This window comes from Bacillus cereus group sp. MYBK222-1, assembly GCF_051916425.1.
In the GTDB taxonomy this organism is placed as follows: Bacteria; Bacillota; Bacilli; order Bacillales; family Bacillaceae_G; genus Bacillus_A; species Bacillus_A paranthracis.
The window spans coordinates 545,813-565,395 of the sequence record NZ_JBQAGP010000002.1 but is presented as its reverse complement, the minus strand read 5'-3'; the positions used below and the strand labels follow the sequence as shown (position 1 = coordinate 565,395).

Here is a 19,583-nt window from a genome sequence, read left to right as displayed (position 1 = left end):
GTATACACTATGCTCAAATATACGAAAGAATGTTATTAGTAAGAGCGTGGCATAAGTAATAAACAAATAAAATAAACTAAAAACCCCGTCCCAAAACATAAAACTGCAATGACCCAAAGTATGCGAATGAGAGTAGAGCTAATATCAAAATATTCTCCTAAACCACCGCATATACCAAATAGCATTTTATCAGTTTCGGATTTATATAATTTTTTTGACATATTACGATCAACTCCTTTTTATAGCAAACTATATACTTCTATTCTATATGGAAATCTATGAGGAGACTATGAGGTTGTATGACATTTTTTTATAAAGTGAACCGTATTTTACAATTTAGATGTGAGGTCATATAAACAATAAATCTAATTTATAGCGCAGTATAATAGTTTGCGATAAAAATAAAAAGGCCTTAGGTAGCAAAATTTAAGCTACCAAAAAGGCCTCATATTATTGTTTCATTTTATAGTTGAATTGTTGATGTATCCAATGTGAAAACAGAAAACAAATACTTAGTGAAAGAGTAACCGCTATACTAACCCAAATGCTCGTTAAAGGACCGATTAAGAAGTAAACTACATAACCGGTAAGAGCACCAATAATCGAGATGAGCGGTATAATGATGCTGATTTTTTGCTTGCTGAAAATAACGAATAATATTGTGATGATAAGAGATGTATAAAGAATACCAAAGAAAAAAATAATTTCTAAAATCGTATAGTTTGTAGTAATTGTAATGAAAAAAGCTAAAAATCCGATGGTGATAGAAATAAAATGAGTTGTATATAATTTGAAATTTATTTTTGTAGGTATCATCGGTATAAAATCTCGAATGAGTTTAGTAAATCCATGTATCCAAGAAATAAAACTAGAAGTTATTGCGCTTAACGAACCGATAACGAGCAGATAAAATAAAATGGTAAATTCTATTTTTTTTGGAAGCTGGACTAGAAGATCGTATAAATGATCTAAGCTCCCACTAAAGATAACTATCATAATTAGAGAAGCGAATGCCAAAGGGATAGTAATCCATATAAATCCTGATAGTAAAAAAGTTGGAATAATTTTTTTAGGATGAATACGGAAAGCTTTATCCCAAGATGCAGGGCTTATTAATACTCTTCCTGTTTCAATGAGAATACCGGCAGTAAGAAAATATATTCCATTTCTATTTTCATAAAATAACAAGTACGGGTGATATAAGCGGATTCCATCGTATACATGGGTAATGCCATCTTGCACAAAAAAATAAATTGGAATAATGATCATAGTAGAAAACATTAATACAGTTTGCATAATAGCCATTTTAGTAAATAGCTTAGCGTTACTTAATATTACGAATATTGTACAAAGGGTAATGAAAAGGAAAGAACCCAATGTATATGGAATATGGAAAAAAACATTAAGTAAAATACTAGCAACTTTCGTTTGAATGAACATACTTTCTATACTTAATAGAACAAGGAAAGAGCATACAATTATATATCCTTTGCGAGAAAGTTTATAAGATAAGTAATCGTGAATGGATTCTCCTTCTGGGAATGTAGAACGTATTTTTTTTATTAAAATCCCCAATAAAATAAGAGTAAAAGGGCCAATCATCGCATAAAGAATACCAGCGATTAGCCCATAATTAATAATCGATTCAGGTAAAGCGAGCGTCGATATACTTGCGACCCATTTAGATAATAAAAGAACAGTACCAGTTCCAATGCCTAATTGTAAAGGTGTGAAAGCTGAGTTGTTTTTCTTCACAATTTATCCCTCGCCTCTATATTCTTTCGGAGTCATTCCGGTCATCTTACGAAAAACAGTGCTGAAATAATGCTGACTATTAAAACCAGATCTTTCAGAGATTTGAGAGATACACCAATGTGGGTGTTCCATTAAATATTTCTGTGACATTTCAATCCGATATTGCATGATATATCCGGAAAATGAAACCCCTACTTCTTCATGGAATTTTCGGCTTAAATAAGTCGGATTTGTATGTACTTTAGTTGCGATGTCTGCTAAGTGTAGTTTGTCATGAAAAGTTTCATGGATGATGTCTAATGTATCTTGAATAATACGTGAGTAGGAAGGGGTATTAGCATCTCCTTTGTACTTTTGTAATATATCGATGAGTTCTTTCTCTATAATTGGCTTTGTTATGTAGTCAATAACGCCTAGACGAATAGATTGTTTTGCATAATCGAAATTTTGATATGCGGTTACAATAATGATATCGAGGTTAGAGTTATTATTTTTTAATTTCTCACCTAGTTGTAGGCCGGATATGCCCGGAAGGTGAATATCTAAAAGTGCCAAATGAATTGAGAATTTTTCATTTATACGTAAAGCTTCAGCCGCATCTAAAGCTAGATGTAATGTCCAATTAGGGAACTGACGGTGGATAAGAAATTCTAATTGTTCCAGTTCAAGTGGTTCGTCATCTACTAATAGCACGTTCATTTTTGTATTACCTCCTCTGTGTTTTTTTCTGTGATGAAAGGCCATGTGATTTCTACTTTCGTGCCATTCTCTTTTGTAGAGAGGAAAGAGAATGTAGTTTGTTCTTGAAAGAATAACTGAAATCGTTGTTTTATATTTTCAAGTCCGTATCCGCTTTCTTCCGTATGGGAAGTAAATGGTTCGTTTTGAGTACCGTTGTCGGATACTAGAAGTGTAATTCGGTTATTTGTATTGTGTAGATGAATATTTAAAATAGCTTGACCAGCTTTTTTTTCAAGACCGTGTTTAAAAGAATTCTCAACTAACGTTTGAATAACGAAAGGTGGAATATAAGCATTCTGTAAATCTTCAGAAGAAGTAATATTTATTGAAAGTCTCGAGCGAAACCGCATTTTTTGAATCTCAATATAATAATTCGTATAAGCCAGTTCTTCAGAGATTGGAATTAATAAATCTGTTGTTTTATATTTTCCTTTCAAAAATAGAGAAAAGATCTCGAGTGATTTGACAACTTCATCTGTTCTCTGTAGACGAGCTAAGCTCAAAATTGTATTTAATGTATTGAATAAAAAATGAGGCTGAATTTGTTGCGTAAGTTGATGATATAAAGACTGTTGCAACTCTCGTTCCAGTGCTATTTTTTTCTTTTCACTTTCTAGTAAATCGATTCGTTTTTCAAAAATAAATAAACATAATAAAATAATAGCTCCAAAAATTGGAGCTAAGACAAGTATAGTTATTAATACAGCAAATGCTTCATAAGTTAACATACATACCTCAATCTTGTTTTTTATTATTATACTAAAGCGTTGTAAATGTTTCTATTATTCAGACTCGGATCAAATGATATGACAGGCTACTTTATGACCTTCGCTTATAGATTGAAAACTTGGTTGCTGCGTAGCGCATTTTTCAATGGCATACGGACAACGAGTATGAAAACGACAGCCTTTTGGCGGGTTTAGAGGAGAGGGGAGGTCTCCTTTAAGTTCAATGCGTTCTTTTTTCGTTCCTGCACTAATGGTAGGAATTGCTGAGAGAAGCGCTTTTGTGTAAGGGTGTTGCGGATTGTTAAAAAGAGAATGTTTATCGGCAATCTCCACAATGGTACCAAGGTACATTACAATGATGCGATCTGATATGTGACGAACGACAGCTAAGTCGTGAGAGATGAATAAATATGTTAACCCGTATTGTTGTTGCAACTGCTTTAATAAATTTAAAACTTGTGCTTGCACTGAAACATCTAAGGCGGAGACAGCCTCGTCACAAATAATGAGTTTTGGATTAACAGCTAAGGCGCGTGCGATTCCGATTCTTTGCCGTTGACCACCGCTAAATTCATGTGGATAGCGCTTCACTGCATCAGGTGGAAGACCAACTTTCCCGAGCAGCCCAATAACTTTCGCCATTCTTTCACCTTTTGGGCATACGTTTTGAATGGCTATAGCTTCTTCTAAAATGCTCCCTACAGTTTGCCTAGGGTTTAAAGAAGCAAAGGGATCTTGAAAAATAACTTGTAAATCTTTTCGAACCTTTCGCATTGCTGAGTTATTTAATTCTAGTAAATCCTTGTCTTGAAAAATAATTTTTCCACTTGTTGCTTCATCAAGGCGTAATATTGCACGCCCAGTGGTGGATTTTCCGCAACCAGATTCACCAACAATACTAACAGTTTCCTTTTCGTAAATTGTAAAGCTAATATCGTCAACCGCTTTAATATAGTTAATAGAGCGTCCTAGAATTCCTTTTTTTATAGGGAAGTATTGTTTTAAGTTTTGTACTTGTAATAACTCTTTTTTATTTATTTGCGTAGCAGTAGACATATTATAATACCTCCAATTTTTCTGAAGATGATTTATCCCAAAGGTCTGTAAACATCCAGCATCGAACTTTACTTCCATCTTGTGTGAGTTGAAGTTCTGGAAGAGTATTGTGACATAGTTCTTTTGCATGTGTGCATCTATCAGCAAAGCGACATCCGCTCGGCATATGGTATGGACTCGGTACGGATCCAGGAATAGTTTGTAACTCTTCTTGGTCTGTATCGAGTCTTGGAAGAGATTGAAGAAGTCCGATTGTATAAGGATGTTTTGGACTAGTAAATATATGCTCGATATCTGCATATTCGACGATTTTTCCAGCGTACATAACGGCGACTCTATCGCATGTTTCTGACACGACTCCTAAGTCATGTGTAATCATGATAATTCCCATACCGAGTTGTTTTTGAAGTGATTTCATAAGTGATAATATTTGGGCTTGAATTGTTACATCAAGAGCAGTTGTTGGTTCGTCTGCAATGAGTAAATCTGGATTGCAAGCAAGTGCCATTGCAATCATAATGCGTTGTCGCATTCCTCCGCTTAGTTCATGAGGCTCTTGTTTTGCACGCTTTTCAGGAGAAGGAATTCCAACTAGTTTCAACATATCTACGGCTTTATTCCAAGCTTCCTTTTTATTTAATTTTTGATGGATACGAATTGCTTCTGCGATCTGTTCCCCAACAGAATATACTGGATTCAAAGATGTCATTGGTTCTTGGAAAATCATTGAGATTTGATTTCCGCGAATTGCACGCATTTCAGCTTCGTTTTGTTGTAATAAATCTTTTCCTTTAAATAAAATGCTCCCCTCAATTTTACTGCCGCTTTCTCGGTCAATTAATCTCATAATGGATAGAGAAGTGATACTCTTCCCACAACCAGATTCACCTACGATGCCGAGTGTTTCTCCTTTAGAAACAGAGAAATTTAAACCATCAACCGCTTTGCTTACACCTTCGTCTGTAAAGAAATGTGTTTTTAAATCTTTAACTTGTAATACCTCTTCCTTTTTATTCATGTTTGTGCACCCCCTTAATTAAGCTCAATACGTTTATTGAAATGACGGTATAAAATATCAACAATAAGATTGACTAGAACGAAGATGACCGAGGCGATTAATACGCCTCCTTGTAACATTGGTAAGTCTCTCATTCGGATGGCGTCTACGATCAATCTTCCAAGTCCATTTATAGCAAAAACTGATTCTACTAAAACTGTACCGCCTAAAAGGGCACCAAATTGTAATCCAACAACAGTAATAACGGGAATTAATGCGTTTCTCAAAGCATGTTTATATATAACAACTCTTTCTTTTACCCCTTTTGCTCTTGCTGTTCGTATATAATCTTGGCGTATAACATCAAGCATACTTGAGCGAGTCATACGTGCTACAATTGCTGCGCCAGATGCACCAAGTGTAAGTGCTGGTAAAACCATGTGCATCCAAGTTCCCCAACCAGAAACCGGGAATATTTGAATTTGGACAGAGAAGTAGAAAATGAGCATAAGTCCAAACCAAAAGCTTGGTAATGAGACACCTAACAAAGCGATAATCATAATAGAAACATCTGTCCAAGAATATTGCTTTGTAGCAGAGATGATACCAGCAATCATCCCAATTACAACTGTAATGACGATACTACACAGTGCGAGTTCAATAGTGATTGGAAGGCGGATTAATACTTCGTCTAACACTGGGCGGTTAGAACGAATTGAAACCCCGAAATCTCCTTGTAATATATTTCCGATATAAGAGAAATATTGCATGATAAAGGGTTTGTCTAATCCTAATTGATGGCGTATTTGCTCGACAGTTTCTTTTGATGCTCCTTCACCAGCGATAAGGAGAGCTGGGTCACCGGGTACCATTTGCATAATTAAGAAAACGACGAATACAACGCCGAAAAGAACGGGAATTAATTGTAGTATTCTACGAAAAATAAACATTAGCATGTATAATGCCCCTTTCTATTTTTTAAGTCTCGGATCTAGTGCATCACGTAATCCGTCACCAAACATGTTTAAACCGATTACGAGTGTAGACATTGCGATTCCAGGAAACATTGCAATATGTGGTGCGGTAAATAAAAAGTCGCGCCCATTACTTAACATGGCACCCCATTCAGGTGAAGGTGGTTGCGCTCCAAGTCCTAAAAATGATAATCCAGCTGCAGATAAAATTGCTGTAGCTAAGCGTAAAGTAGCTTGGACGATAATAGGTGATAAGATGTTAGGGAATATGTGTTTCATAATAATAGTAAAATCATTTGCCCCTAGTGCTCTTATAGCATCGATATACTCTAATTTTTTTACTGTTAATGTAGAAGCTCTAACGATACGAGCGAACATAGGGATTGAGAAAAAGCCAATAGCGATAATTACGTTCACAAGACTTGGTCCTAGTGCGCCTACAATGGCAAGAGCAAGTAAAATACCAGGGAAAGCTAGCATAATATCAATGATTCGCATAATGATTGTGTCAAACCATCCACCGTAATAACCAGAAATGATACCAAGAATAATGCCGAACAATGCCCCTATAAATACAGAAGAAAATCCAACAAGTAACGAAAGGCGTGTCCCGTGTAAAAGGCGGCTTAAAATATCTCTGCCTTTATCATCTGTTCCCATCCAATGTTCCATAGATGGTGGTTGTAATTTGTTAACTAACTGAATATCAAATGGATTGTAGGGTGCTAACAATGGGGCAAATATAGCTATTAAAATATAGAAAAGAACGATAATACCCCCGATAAATGCCATCTTATTTTTTTTCAGTTTTCGATAGCTAATGATCCATTTCGATGTGTTCTTCGTTTGAATTGTTTGCAAAGAAGTGTTTTCTTCTTTAGAAAGACGAACTTCCATTTTTCATACCTCCCTTTCTTTATGATTAAATTATCAGAAAATTAAAACGAGTCAACGAGTTTAAAACAATAAGTAAAGAAAGTGCAAATAGAAGTAAAGATGTTTCAAAAGAATTCAGAAAATTCAATAAGTAAAGAAAGTGCAAATAGAAGTAAAGATGTTTAAAAACTTTTTCCGCAAAGTTATTTATAATTACAAATACATAGACGAAATTGAAAAAGAAAGGGTGGTGGAATGATCTGCTATTAGAAAGTAGGGGATAGAAAGCTAGATGTAAGGTTTCACTTTAGGATGTAGAGATAAAAGAAAGTGGAGGGGGAAGGGCGATGAGATTCAAAAGGGGACTTGTGATTTGTTTTATCACAATTTTATGTCTTTCAGTTTTTCTAGCGGGGTGTTCATCTAATACGAAGACAGGAAATGAAGGATCAGGAAGCAATGGAACAAAAGAAGGCGGTGTTTTAACAATTGCTAGACTGTCAGATGCTGATAATTTAGATCCGCATTTTATTACAAACATCCCTTCCGCAAGTGTTGTGTACCATAAAGTATATGAAAATCTTGTACAGCGAGATAAAAACATGGATTTTAAGCCGATGTTAGCAAAGGAATGGAAACAAATTGATGATTTAAATTGGGAATTTAAGTTGCAACAAGGAGTGACATTCCAAGATGGTGCACCATTTAATGCTGAGGCAGTAAAGAAAAACTTTGAACGTGTATTAGACCCGAAAGTAGGTTCAAATCGAGCAACTGTTTATTCCATGATTCAAGAAATAAAAGTAATTGATGAATATACAGTACAGTTCGTATTGAAATACCCATACTCACCTCTTTTGTCTATTTTCGCAAGTAATGAAGGAAGTATTTTAAGTCCGAAGGCAATTGATGAAAAAGGGAAAGGCTTAGCGCAGCATCCGGTTGGGACAGGTCCATATACTTTTAAATCATGGAAACCAGGTGAAGAAATTCGCCTTGAAAAGAATAAAAATTATTGGGGTGAAAAATCAAAGATTGATGAAGTGGTATTCAAAGTAGTACCAGAAGATGCAACACGTATTGGAATGATTGAAACTAGTGAAGCTCACATTGCAGAGAATTTACCTGTAACTGAAGTAGAACGTGTGAAAAATTCACCATCTATGGAGTTAATTGAAAATGAAGGTTTAGGTGTAGAATATATTGGATTTAATGTACAGAAAAAGCCATTTGACAACCCGCTCGTTCGTCAAGCGATTGCACATGCAATTGAAACGAAAGGGATTTTAAAAGGGGTATATAACAATGTTGGGACTGAAATAAACTCCGTAATGACTCCTAAAGTGTTCGGTTATACGAAAGACGTAAAAGGATATAAGTATGACATTAATACTGCGAAAAAATTATTAGCAGATGCTGGTTATCCAAATGGATTTAAAACAACAATTTGGACGAATGACAGCAAAGTTAGAATGGCGTTAGTGGAAGTAATTCAATCTCAATTAAAAGGGATTGGCGTTGATGTAGAAATTAAAGTTATGGAATATGGTGCGTTTTTAGCTGCAACGAATAAATCAGAACATGCGATGTTTGTTGGAGGATGGGGAAACGCAACAGGTGATGGTGACTATAATCAATATAATTTATTCCATTCTAGTTCACACGGAGCAACTGGTAACCAATTTTTCTATAGTAATCCGGAAGTAGATAAATTAATAGAAGAAGCTAGAAAAGAAAAAGATGAGACGAAGAGAAAAGAATTATACAAACAGTTACAAGAGATTGAATTAAAGGATGCTTTACTAGTACCAATTCGAGGGATTAATCATATTGCGGCAACTACGAAAAATATAAAAGGATTTTGGATTGATCCATCTGGGTATTTGCGACTGGAAGGTGTAGAACTACAGTAAAATAGAAAATTCTATCAGTGTAAAAATGATTTTACACTGATAGAAATTTTTATCTGTTTTTGTTTCGTTTGTAAGTAGAAAAATCATATTGCGAAGGGAGATTGACAAAGTGAGTGTGAAATCACAATATTGGTTAACGAATGTAAAACTTGAATGTGGGTACGTATATGAGGAAGCGCGAATTACAAGTACAGAAACAGAAATTTGTAGTTTATTTATTGAAGATGGAAAGATTACGAACATATTACCTGGAATTGTATCAGAGCAAGATGGTGAAGTAGTAAATGCAAATGGTTTACTGGCATTACCAGCATTTGAAGAAATGCATATTCATATTGATAAAACGTATTATGGTGGACCATGGAAAGCATGTACACCAGTAAAAAGTATATTCACTCGTATTCATGAGGAGCAAACTATTCTTCCGAAGCAATTAGAAACTGCAAAGAGTAGAGCGGAGAAAATGTTGCAATTACTTCTTGAAAATGGAGCGACAAATATTCGAACACATTGCAATATTGATCCTGTAATTGGTCTTGGGAATTTAGAAGCAACGATTGCGGCACTGGAAACATATAAAGATAAGTTATCAGCAAAAATTGTAGCATTCCCGCAACACGGTTTGTTAAGAAGTAATTCCGTAGGGCTTGTAAAAGATGCTATGCGTATGGGAGCTCATTTAGTAGGTGGAGTAGACCCAGCCACAGTAGATGGTAATATTGAAAAATCATTGAATACAATTATGGATATTGCAGTAGAGTTTGATTCAGATATTGATATTCATTTACATGATGCGGATCAACTTGGAACATTTACAATGAAGAGATTAGCTGCACTAACAGAAGAAGCAGGGTGGCAAGGAAGAGTTACGATTAGTCATGCTCTTGGACTTGGAGATGTATCTGTAGAAGAAGCGGAGGAAATGGCTGAACGACTTGCGGCATTAGGTATTGATATAACGTCAACAGTTCCAATTAGTAGACATGTAATTCCAGTTCCGTTATTAAATCGTAAAGGTGTAAAAGTTTCGCTAGGAAATGATAGTATAACTGATCATTGGTCTCCGTTTGGGACAGGAGATATGTTGCAAAAGGCAAATTGTCTAGCGGAGAGATTTAGATGGATTGATGAGCGCTCTTTAGGGAAAGCACTTCAGTTTATTACGGGTGGGAAATCTATATTAGATGATCAAGGAAATCGTCAATGGCCAAAAATTGGGGATGAAGCAAATATCGTCTTTACAGAAGCATCATGTTCAGCCGAGGTAGTAGCAAGACAAACAGAGCGCTGTGCGGTTTTATATAAAGGGAATGTTGTTGCTGGTAGTTTGGAAAAAACGGCTATAAATAATCTTGTTTGAGAGGATGATTGAAATGCAAAATGTGTATTGGTTAACGAATGTACGATTAGAAACAGGTTACAAGTTTAATAATGAAGTAGTTACAGGTACAGAAACAGCTTTGCATCATTTACTTATACAAGATGGAAAGATTGCAAAGATTGTACTTGCGGATGTACCGCTTCAAACGGAATATGAAATGAAAGATGCGAAAGAATTGCTTGTTCTTCCGTCGTTTGTGGAAAATCATTTTCACCTTGATAAGACAAGACTTGGTGGTCCATGGGAAGCATGTACACCAGTAAAAAATATTATTGAGAGATTAGAGTTAGAACAGCAAGAGTTACCAATTTTAGCTCAAACAACTGGAGAGAGAGCAGAGTTATTACTAAGCAACATTTTAAATGCTGGTTCGACTCATATACGAACGCATGTAAATATTGATCCGTATATCGGTCTTAAAAACTTAGAATCTGTACGTCAAACTTTAGAGAATATGAAAGATGCGTTTACATATGAAATCGTAGCATTCCCGCAGCATGGTTTACTTCGTACAGAAGCGCATTCTCTTATGAGAGAAGCGATGAAAATGGGCGCAACTTTAGTAGGTGGTGTAGATCCAGCTACTGTAGATAATAATATTGAAAAATCACTTTTTGATATGATGGAAATTGCTGTAGAAGCAAATGCCGATGTTGATTTGCATTTACATGATGCAGGGCATTTAGGTATTTATACAATTAAAAAGTTAGCTCAGTATACAGAGGAGGCTAGTTGGGACGGACGTGTTGCGGTCAGTCATGCGTTTAGCCTAGGAGATGTATCTAAAGAAGAAGGAGCAGATATGGCAGACTTATTAGCTGAAAGAGGAATGTCTATTATTACGACGGTACCAATTAACAGAAATATGCCGCCAGTACCATTACTTACAGAAAAGGGTGTTTCCGTTTCTTTAGGTTGCGATAGTATGTTTGATTCATGGGGACCATTCGGAAATGCTGATATTTTTGAAAGAGTAGGGCGTTTAGCGGAAAAGTATCGCTGGATTGATGAAAAGTCTTTAGCTTCTTCTTTAACTTATATTACAGGTGGAAAAACGCCATTGGATCAAGACGGAAATCAAGTTTGGCCTAAAGTAGGAGATAAAGCTGATTTTGTTTTCTTACAAGCTACTTGTTCAGCAGAAGCGATAGCTAGACGTGCACAGCGACCTGCTGTGATGAAAGGTGGAAAAATAGTAGCAGGTTCCTTGCAACATGTTCAAGGCGTATTGATTTAATTTACGTATCTCCCTAATTTATCCCGCTTTAACGGGCAGTAAGACCCCCACCTCAAAATTCAGCGGAAGCAAAGAAGTTAGGTGGGGGATCAACTGTCCGTAAAAGTCCGATTGGTTCAACTAATAATCAGTGGGGATGAACAAAACCCCCACTGATTAAAGTTTCACTTTATATATATTTTTTCAAGGGTTCCTAATGAAAGAATAGGAATCCTTCTTTTTTACGAGAAAAGGAGGGGAATAGATGACACGTACATATATATTACTGTTTATATGTGTAGTAGTTTGGGGGAGTAATTTTATATTTGGTGCGATTTTAGTGAATACATTTCATCCGGTGTTGTTAACGACACTTCGCTTACTATTTATTAATTTGTTTTTTCTAGCGTACGCTATTATGTGTAAGAAAGGCTTATATATAGAAAAGAATGAAATGAAAGGTGTATTATTAATTGGAGTCATAGGTGTCGCGATTAATCAATGGTCTTTTTATGAAGGGTTACAAACAGCAGATCCAACAACAGCTGCGCTAATATTAGCACTTACTCCTGTCATGACTTCTATTTTAGCGGTATTTATTTTAAACGAACCGTTAACAGCTAAGTTAGTAATAGGAGGGGGAATTGCTACTTTTGGAGTGTTTTTTGTAATTGGTGTTGGGCAGAGGTTTGTCTTTTCAGAAGGGTTAATATGGATTTTTATAACGATGCTATCTTTTTCTTTATCTATCGTTTTAATTCGGAAATTGGGGAACAGAGATGATATGTTTTTGATTACATTCTTTTCTTCAATTTTTGGTTTTTTAATTATGCTACCGTTTCTTGCTTTTACCTTTTCTCACATAACGTTGAAATACTCTATAGAGAGTTGGTCGCTTCTTATTGTGACAGCAATACTTATGCATGGAGTTTGTACATTGGCTTGGAATAATCAATTGAGAAAAGCACAAGCATCAACAGCAGCCGTGTTTTTAAATTTAGAACCATTCGTTACGATGGTGGTAGGCTATATTATATTGCAGAAAAGTGTAACAGCTATTCAAATAATTGGAGCTGTTTTTATCGTTTGTGGAGTGTACACTGCGACATTTGGATACGGGAAGAAATCGAAGGGACAAAAAGTTTTGTTTCGAAAAGCTACGTAATAGTATAGTGTGTATTTCTATGTGAAATGTATGGAAGGGATGAAAAATTTGGACAATCAACATAACCAAAATCATATTATGGGAACTTTGCAATGGTTTATCTTTTTATTAGCGAATTCAATCGCATTACCAATTGTCGTTGGCGGATTATTTCATCTTACGACGGAGGAAATATTTTATTTAATGCAGCGTACATTTTTTGTAGTTGGTATATCTTCTTTTTTACAAGGGTGGCTTGGACATAGACTACCAATTGCAGATGGACCAGCTGGATCATGGGTTGGCGTATTTACCGTACTTGCTTACGCAACTGTCGGGCAAGATCAATTACACAGTACATTGCAAATTTTAGAATTAGGAATGATAATCTCAGGTGTTATTTTAATAGGACTAGGAGTAACTGGTTTCATCGGACGTATTTTATTTTTATTTACGCCACTTGTGACAGGGACGTTTTTACTTTTATTATGCTTACAATTAAGCGGTGTATTCCTAAAAGGAATGCTAGGGATTACTGCTACTGTTTCTCAAATTGATGCATTTACAGTGATAATTGCGTTTAGTATATTTCTTTTCGTTATTATACTATCTAATTTTGGGAAAGGTTTTGTCAAAAGTTATGCGGTTTTAATAGGATTAATTAGTGGGTGGATTCTTTTTCTCATTGCAGGAAAAGTGACGATTCCATCTCAAGTAACTCATTTTGTGCAACTTCCGCAAATATTTGCTTGGGGACTTCCAAAATGGAATACAGGTATGGCAGTATCAAGTTTCGTTATGGTATGTATTTTAGTTTCAAATACAGTGGCAGCTATTATAGCGATTAATCAAGCTACCATTCAAAAAGCGACTATTGAACAGAAACAGTTGAAGGATGGAACGTGGGTTGGAGGCATTTCACACATCATTTCTTCCATATTTTCAACTGTAGGTGTCGTGCCGTTACCGGCAACGGCAGGATTTATACGTTTAACGAAACAAAAATATATACGTTCGTTCTTACTAGCATGTATGTTACTAGTCGTAATGTCGCTGTTCCCAAGTATTATTCGTTATTTAGCATCTTTACCATCCGCTGTCGCATCTGCGGTTTTAATGGCTTCTTTCGTACAGTTAATTGGAATTGGGTTAAATAATATAAAACAAGTGGAGCTTAATGAAAGGAATGTAACAATTTTAGGCGTTGCAGTATTATTTGGTAGCGGCGTTATGTTTTTACCGTCTGGAGCGCTCCAGTCCTTGCCGTCTGTCATACAATATATATTTGGAAATGGTTTGTTCGTAGGTACAGTTGTCAGCATATTACTAGAACAAATATGGCGTACCGAAAAGTAAGTGGATACAAAGAGTGAACGCACTGTATAAAAGTCTAAAATAACATGTGAAATAAAGCCCATTTTCATTCACCACCCGCACATTTCGTTCATACAATATCTTGACTAAATAAACACCCAACTTACACATACACAGCTCTGGCTTAAGCAAGGAGGGTTATACCAGTTGAAGGAAAAAGCGTATCAATCTAAACCTTTACTCACAAAGAGAGAGAGAGAAGTATTTGAATTACTGGTTCAAGATAAAACAACGAAGGAAATTGCAGGTGAACTTTTTATCAGTGAAAAGACAGTTCGTAACCACATCTCAAACGCAATGCAAAAGCTAGGGGTTAAAGGACGTTCACAAGCAGTTGTTGAGCTTCTTCGTATGGGAGAGCTCGAGTTATAAAAAGAAAGCCGACTTATATAAAAGAGTCGGCTATTTTTTTGTTTCATGCGTTATATGAATGATAAGAACACTCCATACATAAATAAGTAGTAAGGAGGGGATATGTTGAAAAGGATATTGTTAGTTTCAACAAGCGCTCATGATATGAATGGACACCCGACTGGTTTGTGGCTGGAAGAGCTCGCAGCTCCTTATAACTTGTTTAAAAAGGCTAAGTTTGATGTTGATATTGTGTCGATACAGGGCGGTAGAGTGCCGATTGATAGAGTTTCTATTCCGAACGGGATACCTCGTGAATTTAAGCATGTCGCTTCTTTATTGCAAAATACGAAACCAATCTCAAATGTTCATTTTTCGGATTATGATGCGGTTTTATTTGGTGGTGGACACGGGGCGATTGTAGATTTTCCAGGTAATCCATATGTTGCAAATTTAATTGTGAATATGTACAACAACAACCGAATTGTAGCGGCTGTTTGTCACGGAGTAAGTTCTTTAGTCGGTGTGAAAAATAAGGACGGCTCGTTTTTTAGTGCGGGTAAGCATATAACAGGTTATACAAATGATGAGGAAAAAGCTGTACATTTAGAAAAGCGAGTGCCGTTTTTGTTAGAAAATAAATTGAAAGAAGAAGGGGCTTTGTTTTATGTTGCTCCAAATTTTACGCCGCACGTCGTAGTAGATGGGCGTTTAATTACAGGGCAAAATCCGCAGTCTAGTATGGAAATAGGGAAAGCTATAAGAAGAGCTGTAAATAAAGTATAGAAAAAGTGCTCGTTACTCATAAAGGTAGCGGGCACTTTTTTTATAGGATAAATGACCCCTTAAACTAAAAAGATGTATTGAGTATAGTGACTTCATTTATAATTAATCGTGAATTTGCTATACTATTTTGTATGGACAAAAGGGGAGGCTCTTTTAATGAGAAAAGTTGCGTGTGCAAATACTTATATTAATAAAATAAAGCCCGTTATTAGAAAAACGAGTTTTAGTCAATTGAAAATAGATGAAATTGCGAAGTATATGGATATTAGTAAAGCTACTTTATATAAACGTTTTTCTTCAAAAGATGAGATTATTGAAGCTGTGGTAGAAGATTTTATGAACTATCTTCTTGAAGGGGATGCGGATAATCAAGATGAAAGTATGTCTTTTGCAGAACGTTTCCAAAAGACGTTTATTCACTCTTTAAAATGTGTGACATACATTTCAGATGTCTTTTTACAAGATTTGAAAGAGGCATATCCGCACTTATCTGATCGGTTAGTCGCTGCACAACAAAATCGTAATCATAATTTGCAAATGTTTTTTGAAGCTGGTATGGAACAAGGTTACTTTAATAAAATGAACGCACAATTATTTATGGTGCAAGATGATGTGATGTTAAGACGTATAATGGATCATTCTTTTTGTATTCAGTACGATATTACGTTAAAGAAAGCGATACTTGATTTTTATCAACTAAAGAAGTATCAACTGTTTAAACCGGAGTATATAGAAGCGATTGATGATTCTGAAATTGAAAAAGAAGTTATGGCTATTTTGCAAATGATTTCGTAAAAAAGCAGATTTTCCTATATGAATGGAAAATCTGCTTTTTTTATTACATGTTCTTTTTTAAGTGTTGTAATACTAATTCAGCTACTGGACCACCTGAAGCTGGGTTTTGACCAGTGATAACACGACTATCTTCTACAGCGAAAGCTTCCCAAGGCTGCGCTGCTTTTTCGTAAATTCCTCCATTTTTAATAAGTTCATCTTCTGTTAAAAATGGAACGAATTGCTCTAATTCAGCTAGTTTTTCCTCTTCATTTGAGAAACCTGTTACTTTTTTACCGCTAATTAAACGTTCCCCATTACTTAATGTAATATGAAATAAACCAGCAGCTCCGTGACAAACAGAGGAAACAATTCCGCCATTTTCATAAATGCTACGACTAATCATTTGGAGTTCTTTATTTTCAGGGAAGTCCCAAATCACACCGTGACCACCTGCGTAATAAATAACAGCATAGTCTTCTGGATTCACCTCACTCGGTTTTATTGTAGAACCGAGGCGATTCATAAATTCTTTCTTTTGATACCATTCCCAATCGATGCTCTCCGCCATTGCTAAACTATGCGGATCAATCGGTGTATAACCACCTTGTGGGCTAACATAATCTACTTCGTAACCAGCTTCTTCAACTTTTTTAACGAAATGAACAGCTTCACCAAGCCAAAGGCCAGTAGCTCGATTTAAATTTGGATATTTTTCAACGCTCGTTAATACAACTAACATTTTTTTCTTCATCATAATCCTCCTGTAATGTTTCTTCCGTATACAAGTTCATTATTTTATTAAGTTAGAAATTGCAAATTTGAATAACCGTGTTAGTCCTCCTTATATCGGATTCGAAATTAGTGTATAACAATTTTTGAACAAAGTAAACTAAAAACACTAAATTAGTTTACTTTGTATATTTTTCGTTGACAAACTGTAATGCTGAAACTATGATAGTTCCATGAATATCGAACAACGTACATGTTTCGTTTCGAATTCAATTTGTCGCGCGATAAATGTATACATTTGATGAAGTTGTCTAGTGATAATAGAAGAGCTAAACAACTTCATTTTTCGTTTTCAATTACTACAATCAGGAGAGGTGTTACACATGGGGGAAGATATAAACAATCATTCAAAATGGTTTGTTTTCACATTATGTTTTATCGTTTTATTAGGACCGATGAATGCGGTTTTATTTAATGTTGCGTTAGAGGATATTGCTCATGATTTATCTATTAGTCAATCGAAAGTAAGTTGGGTTGTAGTAGGTTATTCTTTAGTTGTCGGTATTGGTTCAATGATATATGGGAAGCTTGCTGATCGTTACAGTGTAAAAAAACTATTAATTATTTCGATTATCATATTTGTAGTGGGTTCTATTATTGGATTTATGAATCAATCTTATGTGATTACCATTCTTGCAAGATTAGTGCAAGCGAGCGGGGGTGCAGCGTTTATTGCGCTTAGTATGATTGCAGTGGCCAAATTAGTTATTCCTCATAAGAAGCCTGGTGCGTTAGCGATGATTAGTTCTTCTATTGCATTAGCAGTAGGTATTGGCCCTTTAGTTGGCGGGGCTATTACAAATACACTAGGGTGGCCATATTTATTTTTATTTATGGTTATTTCAGTAGTGGGGATTTTCTTGCTTATAAAATTTATGCCAGAAGAAATGCAGCATACGGATGAAACGTTTCATTTTGATTATATTGGAGCGGCGTTACTATTTGCATTCATTACGACTGTTTTACTAGGTATCAATATGAATCGTTGGCTATTTGTGTTATCGATAATTTCTTTATTTTTATTCACGGTTCGTATGAAGAAAGCGGAGCATCCATTTATCGATATTGAGTTGTTTTCGAACAAAGCATTTCTTCGTTTAATAACAGTCGGATTTATAATTAATGTGGCGTTATGTGCTAATTTATTATTGTTGCCATTACTGTTAGGAAGAGAGCACGGATTGTCTCCATTTGTTATCGGAATTGTATTATTTGTTGCATCACTCTTTGGTATTGTGTCTAGTTTTATTACTGGAAAGATTGTCCCTTCGTTTGGAAATGTGAATATGATTTATGTAGCGTCTGTCATTATGATTGTTGGCTTTTTAATTTTAGGGTTTATTCCGAATGGAAGTATAGTCGTTATTGTATTGGCGATTATTTTGACATTTATGAGTTATTCTGCCATTCAAGTATCATTGAACACATTTATACCGAAAACATTACATGCAGCTAAAGTTGGAGTCGGTCTTGGCTTATATAATTTAATTAACTTTTTCGGTATGGCATTTGGACCAGCTGTTGCGAGCAAAATTATGGAATCTACAAATAGTTATCGTTTCAATTTTATTTTAATCGTCATGTTAATTTCTGCTCATTTCTTCTTATTAATAGGAATGTCTTCTTTCCAAAAAAAGATGGAGCATTAAAGATGTACTTTATTATAGAAGAAACCGACTTTCATATAGAAGGTCGGTTGTTTTTCTGTCTTGCAAATTATGAAAAAAAGGAGCAAAATAAAAAAGGTCCTAGTCTATACAGGTACAAATGAAAATTTTCATATAGAAGCAGTTTAAGTGAGCGAACTTAAAGTGTGAAAAATATAATGATAAAATAAGATGATGAATGAGAAAACGGGTGATGAAGTTGAATAGAGCAATCGGTGTTATCGATTCAGGAGTTGGCGGTTTAACAGTGGCGAAGGAATTAATTCGTCAGTTGCCGAAAGAGCGCATTATATATTTAGGGGATACAGCACGTTGCCCTTATGGTCCACGTTCTCGAGAAGAAGTGCGTCAATTTACGTGGGAAATGACGGAGCATTTACTAGATTTAAATATCAAAATGTTAGTTATTGCATGTAATACAGCAACTGCAGTTGTATTAGAAGAGATGCAGAAACAATTACCAATTCCAGTGGTAGGAGTTATTCACCCAGGATCACGTACAGCTTTAAAAATGACAAACACGTATCATGTTGGGATTATTGGAACGATTGGAACGGTGAAAAGTGGTGCATACGAAGAAGCGTTAAAGTCTATTAATAATCGTGTTATGGTAGAAAGTTTAGCGTGTCCACCTTTTGTTGAGCTTGTAGAGAGCGGTAATTTCGAAAGTGAAATGGCGTATGAAGTTGTAAGAGAAACGTTGCAACCGCTGAAAAACACTGATATTGATACGCTTATTTTAGGCTGTACACATTATCCAATTTTAGGTCCTGTTATTAAACAAGTAATGGGAGATAAAGTGCAACTCATTAGTTCTGGTGATGAAACGGCACGTGAAGTAAGTACCATTTTATACCATAGTAAAATGTTGAATGAGGGAGAGGAACAAAGTGATCATCTCTTCTTAACAACAGGAAAAATAGGCCTATTTAAAGAAATTGCATCAAAATGGTTCGGTCAACCGATTGAAAATGTAAAACATATTTATTTAGAAAAAGAATAATAATAGAATTCATATAAGTGAACTCCTGAGAAATCAGGAGTTTTTTTGTTTATAG

General features: G+C 35.4%; 19 protein-coding genes. 10 read left to right on the top strand and 9 right to left on the bottom strand.

The window, feature by feature from the left end; translation table 11 throughout:
• Positions 1–35 precede the first annotated feature (35 nt).
• From ACTFR9_RS14930 to nikC, 8 genes are all read right to left on the bottom strand, one after another.
• A complete protein-coding gene (locus ACTFR9_RS14930) occupies positions 36–221 on the bottom strand; it encodes a PspC domain-containing protein (protein WP_000038791.1) in 186 nt (61 codons plus the stop codon).
• Between the two features lie 229 nt (positions 222–450).
• A complete protein-coding gene (locus ACTFR9_RS14925) occupies positions 451–1,755 on the bottom strand; it encodes a hypothetical protein (RefSeq protein ID WP_000740013.1) in 1,305 nt (434 codons plus the stop codon).
• A gap of 3 nt (positions 1,756–1,758) precedes the next feature.
• Entirely contained in the window at positions 1,759–2,454 is a 696-nt protein-coding gene (locus tag ACTFR9_RS14920) for a response regulator transcription factor (protein ID WP_001101757.1), read from the bottom strand.
• Entirely contained in the window at positions 2,451–3,224 is a 774-nt protein-coding gene (locus ACTFR9_RS14915; RefSeq protein WP_000958967.1) for a sensor histidine kinase, read from the bottom strand. The genes ACTFR9_RS14920 and ACTFR9_RS14915 overlap by 4 nt, the downstream gene beginning before the upstream one ends.
• A gap of 69 nt (positions 3,225–3,293) precedes the next feature.
• Positions 3,294–4,280 carry an ABC transporter ATP-binding protein gene (locus ACTFR9_RS14910; protein WP_000102014.1) on the bottom strand — a complete coding sequence of 329 codons (987 nt, stop codon included), beginning with the start codon at positions 4,278–4,280 and terminating at the stop codon, positions 3,294–3,296.
• 1 nt (position 4,281) lies between these two features.
• Positions 4,282–5,298, bottom strand: a complete 1,017-nt coding sequence (locus tag ACTFR9_RS14905; protein WP_001034321.1) for an ABC transporter ATP-binding protein — start codon at positions 5,296–5,298, stop codon at positions 4,282–4,284.
• A 14-nt stretch (positions 5,299–5,312) separates the two neighbouring features.
• Positions 5,313–6,233 (bottom strand): nickel ABC transporter permease, encoded by a 921-nt coding sequence (gene nikB / locus ACTFR9_RS14900; protein WP_000928487.1) that lies wholly within the window; start codon positions 6,231–6,233, stop codon positions 5,313–5,315.
• A 15-nt stretch (positions 6,234–6,248) separates the two neighbouring features.
• Positions 6,249–7,148: a nickel transporter permease gene (gene nikC, locus ACTFR9_RS14895; protein ID WP_000453816.1), complete on the bottom strand. Its 900-nt coding sequence runs from the start codon at positions 7,146–7,148 to the stop codon at positions 6,249–6,251.
• Positions 7,149–7,474: 326 nt separating this feature from the next.
• Here nikC and ACTFR9_RS14890 point away from each other — a divergent pair, with 326 nt between their 5' ends.
• From ACTFR9_RS14890 to ACTFR9_RS14855, 8 genes are all read left to right on the top strand, one after another.
• A complete protein-coding gene (locus ACTFR9_RS14890) occupies positions 7,475–9,040 on the top strand; it encodes a glutathione ABC transporter substrate-binding protein (protein WP_001211304.1) in 1,566 nt (521 codons plus the stop codon).
• A 109-nt stretch (positions 9,041–9,149) separates the two neighbouring features.
• Positions 9,150–10,400, top strand: coding sequence for an amidohydrolase family protein (locus ACTFR9_RS14885; protein WP_000114203.1), 1,251 nt, complete (start codon positions 9,150–9,152; stop codon positions 10,398–10,400).
• Positions 10,401–10,413: 13 nt separating this feature from the next.
• A complete protein-coding gene (locus ACTFR9_RS14880; protein ID WP_001181865.1) occupies positions 10,414–11,658 on the top strand; it encodes an amidohydrolase family protein in 1,245 nt (414 codons plus the stop codon).
• 244 nt (positions 11,659–11,902) lie between these two features.
• Entirely contained in the window at positions 11,903–12,802 is a 900-nt protein-coding gene (locus ACTFR9_RS14875; RefSeq protein ID WP_229136251.1) for a DMT family transporter, read from the top strand.
• A 30-nt stretch (positions 12,803–12,832) separates the two neighbouring features.
• Complete coding sequence (locus ACTFR9_RS14870) at positions 12,833–14,137, top strand: purine/pyrimidine permease (protein WP_000398838.1); 1,305 nt, start codon at positions 12,833–12,835, stop codon at positions 14,135–14,137.
• A gap of 165 nt (positions 14,138–14,302) precedes the next feature.
• On the top strand, positions 14,303–14,527 hold the full coding sequence (gene gerE / locus ACTFR9_RS14865; RefSeq protein WP_000659484.1) for a spore germination transcription factor GerE: 225 nt from the start codon (positions 14,303–14,305) through the stop codon (positions 14,525–14,527).
• A gap of 102 nt (positions 14,528–14,629) precedes the next feature.
• On the top strand, positions 14,630–15,292 hold the full coding sequence (locus tag ACTFR9_RS14860) for a type 1 glutamine amidotransferase domain-containing protein (protein WP_000919613.1): 663 nt from the start codon (positions 14,630–14,632) through the stop codon (positions 15,290–15,292).
• A 156-nt stretch (positions 15,293–15,448) separates the two neighbouring features.
• The gene (locus tag ACTFR9_RS14855) at positions 15,449–16,087 is read left to right on the top strand and encodes a TetR/AcrR family transcriptional regulator (RefSeq protein ID WP_214328326.1); all 639 of its coding nucleotides are present in this window, start codon (positions 15,449–15,451) and stop codon (positions 16,085–16,087) included.
• A 43-nt stretch (positions 16,088–16,130) separates the two neighbouring features.
• Here the strand turns inward: ACTFR9_RS14855 and ACTFR9_RS14850 are convergent, their stop codons facing one another.
• Complete coding sequence (locus ACTFR9_RS14850) at positions 16,131–16,820, bottom strand: type 1 glutamine amidotransferase domain-containing protein (RefSeq protein WP_000728502.1); 690 nt, start codon at positions 16,818–16,820, stop codon at positions 16,131–16,133.
• A gap of 361 nt (positions 16,821–17,181) precedes the next feature.
• Here ACTFR9_RS14850 and ACTFR9_RS14845 point away from each other — a divergent pair, with 361 nt between their 5' ends.
• Entirely contained in the window at positions 17,182–18,507 is a 1,326-nt protein-coding gene (locus ACTFR9_RS14845; protein ID WP_000503385.1) for an MFS transporter, read from the top strand.
• Positions 18,508–18,718: 211 nt separating this feature from the next.
• The gene (gene racE, locus ACTFR9_RS14840) at positions 18,719–19,528 is read left to right on the top strand and encodes a glutamate racemase (protein WP_000773996.1); all 810 of its coding nucleotides are present in this window, start codon (positions 18,719–18,721) and stop codon (positions 19,526–19,528) included.
• The last annotated feature ends 55 nt before the right edge of the window (positions 19,529–19,583 follow it).